General features: G+C 69.1%; 12 protein-coding genes and 2 tRNA genes. 6 read left to right on the top strand and 8 right to left on the bottom strand.

Annotated features, from left to right (window positions below; all coding sequences use genetic code 11):
- Position 1: 1 nt before the first annotated feature.
- The 3 genes from ACIA8G_RS30405 to ACIA8G_RS30395 all read right to left on the bottom strand — a co-directional run bounded on the left by ACIA8G_RS30405 (position 2) and on the right by ACIA8G_RS30395 (position 910).
- Positions 2-74: transfer RNA gene (locus tag ACIA8G_RS30405), tRNA-Asp, on the bottom strand.
- A 7-nt stretch (positions 75-81) separates the two neighbouring features.
- Positions 82-155, bottom strand: a tRNA-Trp gene (locus ACIA8G_RS30400).
- A gap of 50 nt (positions 156-205) precedes the next feature.
- Entirely contained in the window at positions 206-910 is a 705-nt protein-coding gene (locus ACIA8G_RS30395; RefSeq protein WP_396422111.1) for a class I SAM-dependent methyltransferase, read from the bottom strand.
- A 65-nt stretch (positions 911-975) separates the two neighbouring features.
- On the opposite strand from ACIA8G_RS30395, the gene ACIA8G_RS30390 reads away from it, so the two are divergent.
- The 4 genes from ACIA8G_RS30390 to ACIA8G_RS30375 are packed head-to-tail and all read left to right on the top strand — an operon-like array spanning position 976 to position 3,831.
- The gene (locus tag ACIA8G_RS30390) at positions 976-1,959 is read left to right on the top strand and encodes a serine hydrolase domain-containing protein (RefSeq protein WP_396422110.1); all 984 of its coding nucleotides are present in this window, start codon (positions 976-978) and stop codon (positions 1,957-1,959) included.
- A gap of 49 nt (positions 1,960-2,008) precedes the next feature.
- Positions 2,009-2,824, top strand: coding sequence for a type I methionyl aminopeptidase (gene map, locus ACIA8G_RS30385; RefSeq protein ID WP_396422109.1), 816 nt, complete (start codon positions 2,009-2,011; stop codon positions 2,822-2,824).
- A gap of 53 nt (positions 2,825-2,877) precedes the next feature.
- Positions 2,878-3,024 carry a hypothetical protein gene (locus tag ACIA8G_RS30380; RefSeq protein ID WP_396422108.1) on the top strand — a complete coding sequence of 49 codons (147 nt, stop codon included), beginning with the start codon at positions 2,878-2,880 and terminating at the stop codon, positions 3,022-3,024.
- Between the two features lie 6 nt (positions 3,025-3,030).
- On the top strand, positions 3,031-3,831 hold the full coding sequence (locus ACIA8G_RS30375) for a GNAT family N-acetyltransferase (RefSeq protein ID WP_396422358.1): 801 nt from the start codon (positions 3,031-3,033) through the stop codon (positions 3,829-3,831).
- 5 nt (positions 3,832-3,836) lie between these two features.
- Here the strand turns inward: ACIA8G_RS30375 and ACIA8G_RS30370 are convergent, their stop codons facing one another.
- Positions 3,837-4,361 (bottom strand): hypothetical protein, encoded by a 525-nt coding sequence (locus ACIA8G_RS30370; protein WP_396422107.1) that lies wholly within the window; start codon positions 4,359-4,361, stop codon positions 3,837-3,839.
- A 132-nt stretch (positions 4,362-4,493) separates the two neighbouring features.
- Between ACIA8G_RS30370 and ACIA8G_RS30365 the strand changes: the two genes are divergently transcribed.
- The gene (locus ACIA8G_RS30365; RefSeq protein ID WP_396422106.1) at positions 4,494-5,453 is read left to right on the top strand and encodes a chitinase; all 960 of its coding nucleotides are present in this window, start codon (positions 4,494-4,496) and stop codon (positions 5,451-5,453) included.
- On the opposite strand, the gene ACIA8G_RS30360 is transcribed toward ACIA8G_RS30365, so the two are convergent.
- On the bottom strand, positions 5,450-7,522 hold the full coding sequence (locus ACIA8G_RS30360) for a glycoside hydrolase family 2 protein (RefSeq protein WP_396422105.1): 2,073 nt from the start codon (positions 7,520-7,522) through the stop codon (positions 5,450-5,452). The two genes, ACIA8G_RS30365 and ACIA8G_RS30360, sit on opposite strands and share 4 nt — an antisense overlap.
- 47 nt (positions 7,523-7,569) lie before the next feature.
- Positions 7,570-9,018, bottom strand: coding sequence for an IucA/IucC family C-terminal-domain containing protein (locus tag ACIA8G_RS30355; protein WP_396422104.1), 1,449 nt, complete (start codon positions 9,016-9,018; stop codon positions 7,570-7,572).
- A 23-nt stretch (positions 9,019-9,041) separates the two neighbouring features.
- On the opposite strand from ACIA8G_RS30355, the gene ACIA8G_RS30350 reads away from it, so the two are divergent.
- Positions 9,042-10,409, top strand: a complete 1,368-nt coding sequence (locus tag ACIA8G_RS30350) for an IucA/IucC family protein (RefSeq protein ID WP_396422103.1) — start codon at positions 9,042-9,044, stop codon at positions 10,407-10,409.
- Here the strand turns inward: ACIA8G_RS30350 and ACIA8G_RS30345 are convergent.
- Together ACIA8G_RS30345 and ACIA8G_RS30340 are read right to left on the bottom strand one after the other, a co-directional pair.
- Positions 10,406-11,938, bottom strand: a complete 1,533-nt coding sequence (locus tag ACIA8G_RS30345; RefSeq protein WP_396422102.1) for a sigma-70 family RNA polymerase sigma factor — start codon at positions 11,936-11,938, stop codon at positions 10,406-10,408. The two genes, ACIA8G_RS30350 and ACIA8G_RS30345, sit on opposite strands and share 4 nt — an antisense overlap.
- A 103-nt stretch (positions 11,939-12,041) precedes the next feature.
- On the bottom strand, positions 12,042-12,548 hold the full coding sequence (locus ACIA8G_RS30340) for a DUF4231 domain-containing protein (RefSeq protein ID WP_396422101.1): 507 nt from the start codon (positions 12,546-12,548) through the stop codon (positions 12,042-12,044).
- Positions 12,549-12,576 lie beyond the last annotated feature (28 nt).

Raw genomic sequence — 12,576 nt, 5'->3', positions numbered from 1 at the left:
GCGGTCCCGGCCGGATTCGAACCGGCGTGTTCCACCCTGACAAGGTGATGCGCCTGCCTCTGCGCTACGGGACCAAGCCTGCCGGGGCGGCCGGATTCGAACCGGCGTGTGCTGGATGTGGAGTCCGGTGCGACTGCCTCTGCGCTACGACCCCGGCATTGCCGTCATCGTATCGGGCCGCTCACGCCATTTTGGACTTTCGGCGTTACTCGGCCTGCAGCACGAAGAACAGGAAGGACGGCGCCGTCGACAGCAGGAAGAAGTCCTCGGGAAACGCCTCCCTGGCAGCCTCCGCCGGCGGGGGCTCGCTGATGACGGAGATCCGGAACCCGGCCGAGGTGAAGGCGTCGGCCATCGCGTGCAGCGGCCGCTGCCAGAAGGTCAGCTGGGCGGTCTGCCCACCCAAGGTCCACTCCTCGGTCGTGCTGTAGATGGAGAAGTAGTCGGGCCTGCGGCCGGCCATGCGCTCCATGCAGTACTCGGCGGTGGGGTGGTTGACGGAGGCCAGGAGGCGGCCGCCGGGCCTGAGCACGCGGTGCAGTTCGGTGAGCGCGGGTTCCCAGTCCTTCAGGTAATGCAGGACGAGGGAGGCCACGACGTCGTCGAACGCGTGGTCGGGGTACGGCAGCGGGTCGGCGAGGTCGGCCACGCGAAGATCCACGTCGGGGCCGAGGCGCCGGCGGGCCTGCTCCAGCATGCCGGTGCTCTGGTCGAAGCCGGAGACGACGGCGCCCCGGTCCCGCAGCGCGAGGGACAACGGGCCCGAGCCGCAGCCCGCGTCGAGAATTCGCCGTCCGGCCACGTCACCGGCGAGCTCCAGCATCGCGGGGCGCTCGTAGTAGGCGTTGCTGAGGCTGGTCTCGTTCTCGGCGCTGTAGGCCTCGGCGATGCTGTCGTAGCCACTGGTCATGCGATCGATCATGGCATTCGGAAATTGACGAGGCCGAACGCGCCTGGCCGTGCCACCGTGGCCAGATGGAAGAGAAGCTGGACGAGATCGCCCGCACCACCGACTTCTCCGGCGTGGTCAGGGTCGACCGCGACGGGCAGGTGTTCGAGAAGGCGTACGGGATGGCCCATCGTGGGTTCGGCGTCCCGAACACGATGGACACCCGCTTCGGAATCGCCAGCGGTTGCAAGGGTTTCACCGCGCTGACCGTGGTGAGCCTGATCGAGCAGGGTCTGCTGAGCCTGTCGACGAACGTGCGCGAGGTGCTCGGCGACGACCTCCCGCTGATCGACGACGCCGTCACCGTCGAGCAGCTGTTGTCGCACCGGTCCGGGATCGGCGACTACTTCGACGAAGAGGTCATCAAGGACATCTCCGACTACGTGCTGCCCGTCCCGGTGCAGCACCTGCGCGACATCGAGCAGTACCTGGCGGTGCTCGGCGGGTTCCCGCAGAAGTTCGCGCCCGGCACGCGGTTCGAGTACTGCAACGGCGGGTTCGTCGTGCTGGCCCTGATCGCGGAACGGGTGAGCGGGGTGCCGTTCCACGACCTCGTGCTGGAGCGGGTCTGCAAGCCGGCGGGTCTCGCGGACACCGAGTTCCTGAGGTCGGACTCGCTCGGGGAACGCATGGCGGTCGGGTACCTGAAGATCGACGGCGAGTGGCGGACCAACGTGTTCCACCTGCCGATCCGCGGTGGCGGGGACGGCGGGATCTACACCACCGCCGCGGACGTCCGCGCGTTGTGGCAGGCGTTCTTCGCCGGACGGATCGTGTCACCGGACTGGGTTGCCGAGATGGTGCGGCCGCGCAGCGTGGTGCCGGAGGAGGAGTTGCGGTACGGCCTCGGCATCCGGCTGAACCTGACGACCACGGCGGTCGAGCTGGTCGGCTGGGACGCGGGCGTGTCGTTCAAGACCGTGCACGAGCCCGAAACGGGCACGACCCGCACGGTCATCGGGAACACGCCGGAGGGTGCGTGGCCGATCGCGAGGTTCCTCAACGCGTGACTTCCAGGGAACGGTATAGTTATACCGGACCGCCCACTGGAGGAAAACGTTGATCGAGCTCAAGACCCCCGCCGAGATCGAGAAGATGCACGTCACCGGCCGCTTCATCGGGGAGGTGCTCGACGAGCTCTCCTCCGTCGCCGCGGTCGGCGTCAACCTGCTCGACCTGGAACTGCACGCCCGCGGCATGCTCGAGGCGCGCGGCGCGGAGTCCTGCTACTGGGACTACTCGCCCTCGTTCGGCCGCGGCCCGTTCCGCAACGTCATCTGCCTCTCGGTCAACGACGCCGTGCTGCACGGCCTGCCGAAGAGCTACGTGTTGCAGGACAGCGACCTGCTGACCATGGACATCGCCGTCAGCATCGACGGCTGGGTGGCCGACTCCGCGCTGTCGATCATCGTGGGCACGCCGCGCGACGAGGACGTGCACCTGATCCGCGCCACCGAGGTCGCCCTGGAGGCCGCGATCGAGGCGGCGCAACCGGGCAACCGTCTCGGCGACATCTCCGCGTCGATCGGCGAGGTCGCCGCAGAGTTCGGCTACTCGTGCAACCTGGAGTTCGGCGGCCACGGCCTCGGCCGCACCATGCACGAGGGGCCGCACGTGCCGAACAACGGCAGGCGCAACCACGGCATGAAGCTCAAGCCCGGTCTCACCATCGCGATCGAGCCGTGGCTGGCCGCGACGACCGACGAGATCGTGTTCGACGACGACGGCTGGACGCTGCGCTCCGCCGACGGCTCCCGCACCGCCCACTCCGAGCACTCCGTCGCCATCACCGAGGACGGCCCGCTGGTGCTGACCCGCCGTCCGGAGCGCAAGAACGCCACGACCGGGCAGCAGGAGGAGCAGGCGTCGGGCTGACGGCCCAGAAATCCGGACGACAGGCCGCACCCGCGGGCAATACCGTCGGCCGGGTGCACAAAGGACCTCTGACCTGGCGCCCGCTCACCTGCGAGGACGCCAGGGCGTCGGCCGACCTCCTCAACGCGATCGAGACCGTCGACAAGATCGGCGAGAACTACACCGAGGAGGACACCCTCCAGGAGTTGGTCGACCCGTAAGCGGACCTGGAGCGCGCGAGCCTCGGCGTCTTCGACGGCGACGAGATGGCCGGCTTCATGAAGGTCCGCTTCAAGCCGTCCGCGGAGGAGGTCCACCGGGTCTTCCTGGACGGCGGGGTCCACCCCGGTCACCGCCGCCGGGGCATCGGCACCGCACTCGTGCGGGCCGGCGTGGAGGCCGCGAAGGTGGTGCACGCGTTGCACCACCCGGCAAGCAGGCTCGTCATCGACGTCCACAAGGCCGAGCACATCGCCGGCATCCCTGAACTCCTGCGCCCCCAAGGCTTTGCACCGATCCGGTACTTCCAGCGCATGGTGCACCCGCTCGGCGACATGCCGATTCCCGGCGGCACGGGCATCGAGCCGTGGTCCGAACAGAACGACGAGGACTTCAGGTTCGTCAGGAACGAGTCGTTCCAGGACTACTGGGGCGCGGCGCCGATGCCCGTGGACCACTGGCAGAACAAGGTCACCAACCAGACGTTCCGGCCCGCGGCGAGCTTCCTGCTCAGGAACGCGGACGGCGCTCCGGCGGGGGCACTGGTGACGATGAACTGGGAGGCCGACACCGAGGCGACCGGTGTCCGCGACGCGCACTTCATGATCATCGGCACGCTGCCGGAGCACCGGCGGCGAGGTGTCGCCAGTGCGTTGATCGCGCACGCGTTGCGAGCCGTTGCCGAGCAGGGGTACGACCGGGCCATCCTGAGCGTGGACTCGGCGAGCCTTTCCGGGGCGCCCGGGATCTTCGCGAAGGCCGGGTTCACGCCGACGAGCCGCCACGTGCGCTGGGCCCTCGAGGCCTGACGAGCTCAGACCCGGCGACGCACCTCGTCGATCACCGCATCGAGACCGTCACGGTGCCGCTCAAGCCATTCAACGACCTCCGCGGCCTGCCCCTCCTCCATCCGGTTGTCGACGAAGTCGCGCAACCCGTCCATGCCGTCGTCCAGCTGCTCGACCCACGACCGGCGCAGGTACTTCTCCGTCTCGGGATCGCCCTTGTTCCAGGACGCGTCGCGCAACGTGCGGGTCAGTGCCTCGTCGGTGGCGCGGAAGTTCAGCAGCAGCCTGGTGATCGCGTCGCGGACCGCCGGCACGTCCGGCGGATCCGCGTCCGGGCGCCGTGAGGCGGGCCAGCTCCGTTCCCCGCCACGGCGTTTGTAGTGCTGCTGCATCGCCTGCTTGGAGCGTTCGCCGTAGACCGCGCCCAGCTGTTCCCATGTGAAGCCGCTGTCCAGCACAGATTCGATCAGCACCCGCTCGGCCCGCTCGACCGCCTCACGGGCCCAGGGCATCATCCCCAGCGCCTTGAAAGCCTCGTTCGACTCGATCACCACGTCAACGTATCCGTTGACGAGCGAGTCCGTCAACCGATGCGTTGACGAGACCAGGCTCTGGCCAGAGTCGCACTTATGGTCTATACCAATGGTGACCCACCTCACGCCCTGTCTTCGAGGAGGCTCATCATGCTGAACAAGCTGCTCAAACTAGGTCTGATCACCGTTCTGGCGGCCACCGCCCTGCCCATCGGCACAAGTCAGGCAGCAACGCTGTCCTCGGTCGCGCCCTACGTGGACATGGGTGCGTGGCCGACGCCCGTTTTGTCCACCATGGCCAGCCGGGGCGGCGTGAAGAGCTTCACGCTCGGCTTCGTCACCTCGTACGGCTGCAAGGCCAGCTGGTTCGGTGCCTACGACCCCAGGTCGGGCTGGCAGAAGGAGGAGATCGCCAAGCTCCGGGCTGCCGGCGGCGACGTGAAGATCTCCTTCGGCGGCGCGTCCGGGATCGAGCTCGCCTACTTCTGCACCACGCCGACCACGCTGGCCAACGAGTACGACGCCGTGGTCAAGGCGTACTCGCTCAAGTACGTCGACTTCGACATCGAAGGGGCCGGCGTCGCCGACCCCACGACCATCCAGCGCCGGTCCCAGGCGCTGAAGATCCTGCAGGACCGCAATCCCGGCCTGAAGATCTCGCTGACCCTGCCGGTGCTGCCCTCCGGGCTGACCCAGGACGGCGTCAACGTGGTGCAGCAGGCCAAGAACGCCGGCGTGAACCTCGACCTGGTCAACATCATGGCGATGGACTACTACCAGGGTCCCGGTGACCAGGGCGCCAAGGCGATCGCGGCGGCCAGGGCCACGCAGGCCCAGGTGAAGGCGGTCTACGGGCTGAGCGACGCGGCCGCCTGGAAGAAGATCGGGGTCACGCCGATGATCGGCGTCAACGACTCCCAGAACGAGATCTTCTACCAGAAGGACGCCCGCGCGCTGGTGAGCTTCGCCAGCCAGGTGCACCTCGGCATGCTCTCGTTCTGGGAGCAGGGCCGTGATGCCAACGCGTGCAACGGTGCCTTGTACCGCTGCACGAACATCGCGCAGCAGCCCTACGAGTTCGCCCGGATCTTCGCCGGTTACAACGGTTAGCCGAGCGTCCAGGTGGCCGTGTCGGTGTAGGCACGGCCATCGCGGACGCCGGTGATCGTCACGGTGTTGGCGCCCGGCCGCAGGGTGATCGGCCACGTGTAGATGTGGTCTGCCGCAGGCGGTTTCGGCGCGCCGACCGCCTGGCCGTTCAGCGTCAGCTGCACGGTGTCGGTGGTGCCGTACGCCCGGACCGTGGTCGTCGCGACCGTGCGCTGGGTCCAGCGGGCGCTGTTCAGGTGAACGAACGGCGTGTCGGTCCAGCTCGCCTTGTAGAGGTAGAAGGCGTCCTTGCGCACCGCACGGTCGTAGGTGACCAGGCCCTTGTCGTTGCGCCCCAACGTGTCGCCCTCGGAGCGGCTGTCCACGGCGAAGTCGAACATGTTCCAGACGAACGTGCCCCACAGGAACTCACGCGTCTTCAGCTGTGCCCACGAGTTCTCGTGCACGAGGGTCTGGTACTCCTCCGGATGCCAGCGCGCGGTCGTCACGGGCGGGCTCGGGTTCTCCTCGTGCTGCACCACGCTGCCGCCGGCGCCGTACTCGCTCAGCGCGATCTTGCGCGCGGGGTCGCGGGCGTGCAGCCGGTCCGCCCAGCCGCCGGGACCGGTGCTGCTGTTGTCGTACCAGCCGAAGTACTTGTTGTAGGCGGCCAGTTCGGCGTGGCTCGACACCGGGTCCAGGTCGGCGATGTGGCTCGCGTACGTCGAGTGCCGCCCGGAGTCCTCCGCCCGCACGGCCGCGGCGAGGTCTCGCAGCGTGTTGTTGGTCGCGGTGTTGCTGGTCTTCTGCTCGTTGCCGATGCCCCAGAACACGATCGACGGGTGGTTGAAGTTCTGCCGCATCATCTCCAGCAGCTGCTGCTGGGCGTTCGCCCGGAACGCCGCGCTGTCGGTGATCTCGTTGACCAGCGGGATCTCCGTCCACACCACGTAACCGCGCTGGTCGGCGAGGTCGTACACCAGCTCGGACTGCTGGTAGTGGGCGGTGCGGTAGGCGTTGACGCCCATCTCGTCCATCAGGTCGAAGTCCTGGCGCTGCTGCGCGGGGGTGGTGGCCCAGCCGTGGTTGAGCCGGTCCTGGTGCGCGTTCACGCCGTGCAGACGGACCGATCGGCCGTTCAGCGCGAACCCGGTGTTGGCGTCGACCGCGGTCGTGCGCAGGCCGAGCGGTTCGGTGATGACGTCGGCGACCCGGTTCGTGTCCGCGTCGATGATCTCGACGCTCGTCCGGTACAGGTACGGATCCGCCTTGCCCTGCCAGCGATGCGGTCGTGGGATCGTGACGGTCTGCACGGTGTCGAAACCGGTGGCGGCGTTGACCGCACGGGTCGCCGCGGTGGTCTCACCGACGATGACGCCCGCGTGGTCGGCCACGACCGTGCGGACCTTGACCCGTTTGACGGTCGTGTTGTTGTTCCACGCTTTGGTCGTCACCTCGACCTGCGCCGAGGCATCGGAGAGCGCGCGCTGCCGCAGGTACACGCCGGGGCCGCCGTAGTCGCCCATGCGGACGCCGAGCGGGTCCACCACCGTGAGGCGGACGTTGCGGTAAATGCCGCCGAAGAACGTGAAGTCCGCGGAGATCGGCGCGATGTCGGGCTTCGCGGCGTTGTCGGCCTTCACCGCGATCACGTTGTCCTGCCCCAGCTTCAGCGCACTGGTCGCGTCGAATCGGAACGCCGCGAAGCCGCCGCGGTGCTGCCCGAGCCGCACGCCGTTCACCCAGACGTCCGCGACCTGGTTCACCCCGTCGAACTGCAGCCACAACCGCTTGCCCGCCAACGCCGCGGACGGCGTGAAGTGCTTGCGGTACCAGCCGATTCCCCGGTAGTAGTTCGAGCCGCCGTCCTGGCCGTCCGCCGCGTTCCACGTGTGCGGCACGGTCACCTGCGTCCACGCCGAGTCGTTGAAGCCCGGCGCCTCGGCGCCCGCCGCGTCCGCGCGCAGGAACCTCCAGCCCGCGTCGAGACCGACCTGCTGACGCGCCACCGGTGGCTCGTACGCCGAAGCCGTCGGTGTACCAACGAACATCGCTGACAGCAGCACCAAAGGCAGCAGCAGGCGTCTCATGTCCGCCGACGCTAGGCGCGCCGGGAAACTCCCGTCAACGAAAGAAGTCAGTTCCGGTACAACGGGTTCGGGAAGTTCACATATGTGCTCGCGGCACCCTCCGCGCGCCTCCAGCGCAGCAGCAGATTCGCCTTCGCCGGCACGGACGGATTCTCCAGCAACGAGGTCAGGAGCGACGGGGAACCGTGATCCTGAGCGTAGGCAACGAAAACCGATCGAGCCGCCGACCAGACGTCCAGACCGGGATGCCGGGCCTGCACCGCTCCGGCGATCTCCGTCAGGTGGTTCACCACGAGGCAGTACTGGAGCCGTTCCCAGCCCTTGGTCTCACTCACCCCGCGCGACCCTTCTCCATCCACTTCGGACACCAGGGTGGCGAAGCGCGGCAGCACCAGCCGCATGCCTTCGTGGTCGCGGTAGAACGCCTGCACCGGTATGCCCGAAACGTCCACACCCACCAGAACGTTCTGCAGGTGGCACTCCATCACCACACCGTGCGCGAAAAACGCATGCAGCACAGGCGGAACGACGACCGAGACGTACCTGGAGAACCAGCGCAACGCCTCCTCCCGGCTCAGCCCGTCCAGCGGGTTGCCGTCGAAGCCCTCGCTGATCCCGGCCGCGAGCAACGGTGTCACGCCGGGCAACGTGTGCCGCCGCACGCCGTCGCGCACCACGACCGCAAGTCCCTCAAAGGATTCCGCCGACGTCCGGTAGCCCCGGTCGATCAGGAAGGCGGTGCCGGGATACGTGGCGGCGATGTCCTCGAACGCCGGTTTCAGCACGCGGGCGAGCGGCGGGACCCACCGCAGATCGCCGGCCCAGAGGCGGCGCACGTCGTTCGTGATCTGCACGTCGAGGCTGAACTTGTAGAACAGGTCGGCGGCCGGATCGTAGACCGTGCGCACCGACGACGTCGGCCAGACCTCGTGGTCCGCGACGGCCGCGGAGATGCCCAGCAGGGACAGCTGAAGCGGGTGCGCGAGCAGGACGCCGGACGGCAACGACGAGACGTCACCGTCCTCGATGAACGTGCCTCCCAGATGCGCCAACGAGAACCGCGCGTGCGTCTCGGGTGCGTACGGCAGCCATTGCGACGCGGGCAGGTTGCCGCGGCCCTTCGGCGCCGGGTGGTAGCGGTGACCGGCGATCAGCGCCTGCTCGGAACGCTGGTAGAGGTCGGCCGGTGGGGCGGGACGCGCCTGCAGGATGGCCGCGATGGCGGAGCGGGAGGCCGCGATCTCGTCGAGGAAACCGACCGGCGGATCGCCGAGCTCCTTGCTGATCAGCACGGCCAGCTCGTGCCACGTGACGGGCTGCCAGGCGCCGGCGAACAGCTCGGGGTCGGACAGCCAGCGGCCCTGCCGTGCGCGGAGCAGGACTTCTGTGCGGGGCAGGCGGATGGTGCCATCGCTGCCGCTCTGCCCGACCTCGCGGCGCAGGCAGTTCAGCAGGGCGGTCGACGTGATGCCGTCGGGATCAGTGATCGCTTCCACCGGTGTCCGCTTTCCCTCTGACGATGTGTCAGGATCAGATCATTCTCACGCAAACGCCGGTAGAGACGGAATTCACGACCGCGCTGGACGATGCGCGTGCCGAGCGGTTCCGCGCGGCGCTGCCGGGGGCCCGCGCGGCCGTCCTGGCACGGCTGCGGCGCGGCCTGGCGATCGAGCCGTTGCCGCAGATCACCGTCGATCCGGCCCGGTACGAGCACCCGGTCGACCTCCTCACCGCGCTGCGCTGGCCCCACTCGGAGAACCTGGTCGGTGAGGTCGCGCACAGCGTCGCGGGTCTGGCGCTCTCCCGCACGACGGCACCGCTGACCACGCCGTTCCTCGAACGCTCGCTGGAGGAACACGAGCAGAGCGTGGTCGACGGCCATCCACTGCACCCGTGCTGCCGCAACCGCACCGGTTTCACCGCACTCGACCACCTCGCCTACGGCCCCGAGCACCGGCCGACCGTCGCCCTGCGCCTGCATCCCGCCCGCGACCACGTGGTGTTCGGCGACTGGCCGGACGAGCTGCGCGACGGCACCGCGATCCTGCTCCCGGTACACCCGTGGCAGGCCGACAAGCTGCAGATCAGCACGGTCGGCACGCTGGACGCCGCGCCGCTGATGGCGCTGCGGACCCTGTCGGCCGGCCCGTGGCACGTGAAGACCACGCTGAGCGCGCAGATCACCTCGGCGGTGCGCGACATCTCCGGCGGCTCGATCGCCACCGCGGTCGCGGTCTCCGACTTCCTCGACGGCGTCGTCGAGGGGATCGAGCTGCAGCACAACCGGGCCTCCGCCGCGGTGCTCACGAACGGCGAGCCGAACCGGGAGCTGGGCGTGATCCTGCGGGACAAACCCGTGCCGCGGGAGAACGAGACCCTGCTGCCGGTGGCCGCGCTGACCGCACGCCCGGTCGACGGCGGTCCCCCGCCGATCCGCGGACTCGGTGACCCGGTGGAGTGGCTGCGCGAGTTCGCGGAGCTGGCGGTGCCGCCGTTGATGACGCTGCTCGCGCGCGGCGTGGCGTTGGAGGCACACGAGCAAAACCTGCTGGTGGGGCTCGTGAACGGAAGGCCGCGCCGGTTGGTCTACCGCGACCTCGCCGACATCCGCGTCAGCCCACGTGCCGACCTGCCCGAACGCCTCCACACGACCGCGGAAGGCTTGCGCACCAAGACGTTCGCCACGTTCTTCGCGACCGCGCTGACCGGCCTGATCACCGCGCTGGACGCGCCGGACCGGGAGCTCTGGGACGTGGTGGCCAAGTCGGTCCCGGACACGCCGGATCGGCTCGCGTTGCTCCACGAGCCGATCCCGGCCAAACCGCTGACGTTGATGCGCCTCGACCCGGCGACGACGGCCTGGGCACTCCTGCCCAACCCGTTCTAACCCGCGAAGTCGTGGGTGATCCAGACGGTGCCCTTGGCGTCACGGGTGACGACGATCCCGACCCGGTCGAACGACTTGCTGAGGATGTTGCGGCGGTGCCCGTCGTCCGGCGGCTTCTCGTCCAGCATGCTCTGCGTCAGGCCGAGCGCCTTCTGCGAGATCGGCTCGACCGCGTTGGGCACCGGCCCGGCCATGCCGACGTTCTCGCCCACGGTGCGCCACTTGGTGCCCGCGGCGGAGGCGCGCTCGCCGAGCCCGGACTCGCCTGGGCACTGGTGCGACAACCCGCACCCGTCGATCATCGCCTTGTTGTGCCGGTCCGCCGCGGTCACGAGCGTCGGGTCCAGCTTCAGCGGCGGCAGGCCGGCCTCCGCGCGGCTGGAGTTGATCAGCGCGAGCACGCGTTCCTCCGGCGTCGCGGGCTTCGGCGGCGGAGGCGGGGCAACGGAGGTGGACGACGAAGGCGGCGGCGTGCTGCTCGGGCTTGACGACGTGACGGAGCTCGGCGGCACCGTCGTGACGGTGCTGGACGTGACAGTGTTCGACGTGACTGTGTTGGACGTGCTGGTTTCCGCGACCCGCGCAGCGGCCGGGCGGTCCGCCGGAGACAGCACGACGGCGGCGACCACACCGACCGCGGCACACACGAGGGCCGCACCGGTCGTCGCGAGCACCGGCTTGGCGGCGGCGACGTGCGCGATCCGCCCGAACAGGCCCACCGCGGCGACGGGCTCGATGCTCTTCAGCAGGTGCGGCAGATAGCCCGCGGGCACCGTGAGCAGCGCCGCACCGGTCAGGATCCGCTCGACGGGCATCCGGTCGGCGTCACCGCGCCGGCACCACCCGCACTCGTCGACGTGCCGCAGCAACCGCTTGCGCCACAACGGCTCAGGCCGCCCGGACCAGCCCTCCGCCGCCCGGTCGAGGCCGGCACAGCGCGGGTCGGCGGACAACGCCCGCACCAGCACGCGAATGGTCTCCAGCCGGCTCTTCAGCCTGCTGACCCGCACCGTGACGGCGTGCGCCCCGAGGTGCAGCGCCTCCGCCACCTCCGCGCGGGTGAGCTGCCCGGCCCGTTCCAGCGTCCACAACGCCAGCAGCTCGCTGTCCGCGGGATCGAGCCACCGCGCCGCTTCGTCGATCTCCCGCCGCTGCTCGGCGAGGTGTAATCGGGACAGCGCGACCTCGACGAACTCGGCGCCGGGATCCGGCCGGTCGTACTCCTCCAACGAGGCGGGCGCGGCGTCACGGCGCCGGTGGTGCTCGCGGATCTGGTTGATCGTGACCGCGACCAGCCAAGACCGGACGCGCTCCGGCTCCCGCAGCGACTCGATGCCGCGGATGACCCGGACCATGGTCTCCTGCACGACGTCGTCGACGTCGGCGTCAGAGGACAGCGCGCGACCGGCGATGTTGTAAACGAGGGGCAGCCCGGCCGCGACGATCGCGTCGAGCGCCTCCCGGTCACCGGCCCGTGCCGCGGCCACCTGCGCCACGTCCACCTGCCCAAGCCACTCCCGACCCGTCACGACCACACCCTCACCTCGCCGACCGATTCCCGTACATGAACGGAGACCGGCGAGGCTTGCATCGGGTCACAGAAACAGGGCCCAGCAGTGACTCAAGTCACATTCAGGCCTGGGTTCCGTTGACTGCGGGGAACGCCATGTTCTTGAAGTAACTCGTGGACTCGTGCTGCCGCAACTCGACGAGCTTCTCGATGAACACGTTGGCGGCCTTCTCCTGCTCAGGCGTCGGCGCCTGCGCGTCGGCGGCGGGGCAGTTGCCCGGCGTCGTCTTCCACGCCAGGTAGGCGGCGGTCACAGCCATCTCGGAGTTGCGCAACAGGATCCACGACTGGTCCCAGCGGTAGAACGCACGCAGTCCCGTCAGCCCGGCCACGACGACGCCCGCCACCGAGATCGTCACCGTCTTGCTGGGGTAGTCGAGGCTGGTGAGCAAAGGCAGCGCCGCGCCAACGAAGATCACCAGCATGCCGCTGAGCCGGTAGAACCGCCGGTGCCACTTCGCCCTGACGTCGTAGTACGACCGCAGCCACGACCCGTACGCGTCCGCCGCGGCCACCACTCCGCCCTTCATGGCGATCAGTTCGGCCGGGAACTGAGGAATGCGCTTCACGCACCCCAGGATGGCACGCACCGATGTC

It is taken from the genome of Lentzea sp. NPDC051213 (assembly GCF_044455585.1).
In the GTDB taxonomy this organism is placed as follows: domain Bacteria; phylum Actinomycetota; class Actinomycetes; order Mycobacteriales; family Pseudonocardiaceae; genus Lentzea.
Note: the sequence above shows the minus strand (reverse complement) of the source record. Positions and strands in the feature narration are given on the sequence as shown.

Bases quoted from the DNA above. Each gene is read 5' to 3' on its own strand.
- ACIA8G_RS30395 (WP_396422111.1), bottom strand. From the start codon at position 910: ATGACCAGTGGCTACGACAGCATCGCCGAGGCCTACAGCGCCGAGAAC.
- ACIA8G_RS30390 (WP_396422110.1), top strand. From the start codon at position 976: ATGGAAGAGAAGCTGGACGAGATCGCCCGCACCACCGACTTCTCCGGC.
- ACIA8G_RS30365 (WP_396422106.1), top strand. From the start codon at position 4,494: ATGCTGAACAAGCTGCTCAAACTAGGTCTGATCACCGTTCTGGCGGCC.
- ACIA8G_RS30360 (WP_396422105.1), bottom strand. From the start codon at position 7,522: ATGAGACGCCTGCTGCTGCCTTTGGTGCTGCTGTCAGCGATGTTCGTT.
- ACIA8G_RS30350 (WP_396422103.1), top strand. From the start codon at position 9,042: ATGTGTCAGGATCAGATCATTCTCACGCAAACGCCGGTAGAGACGGAA.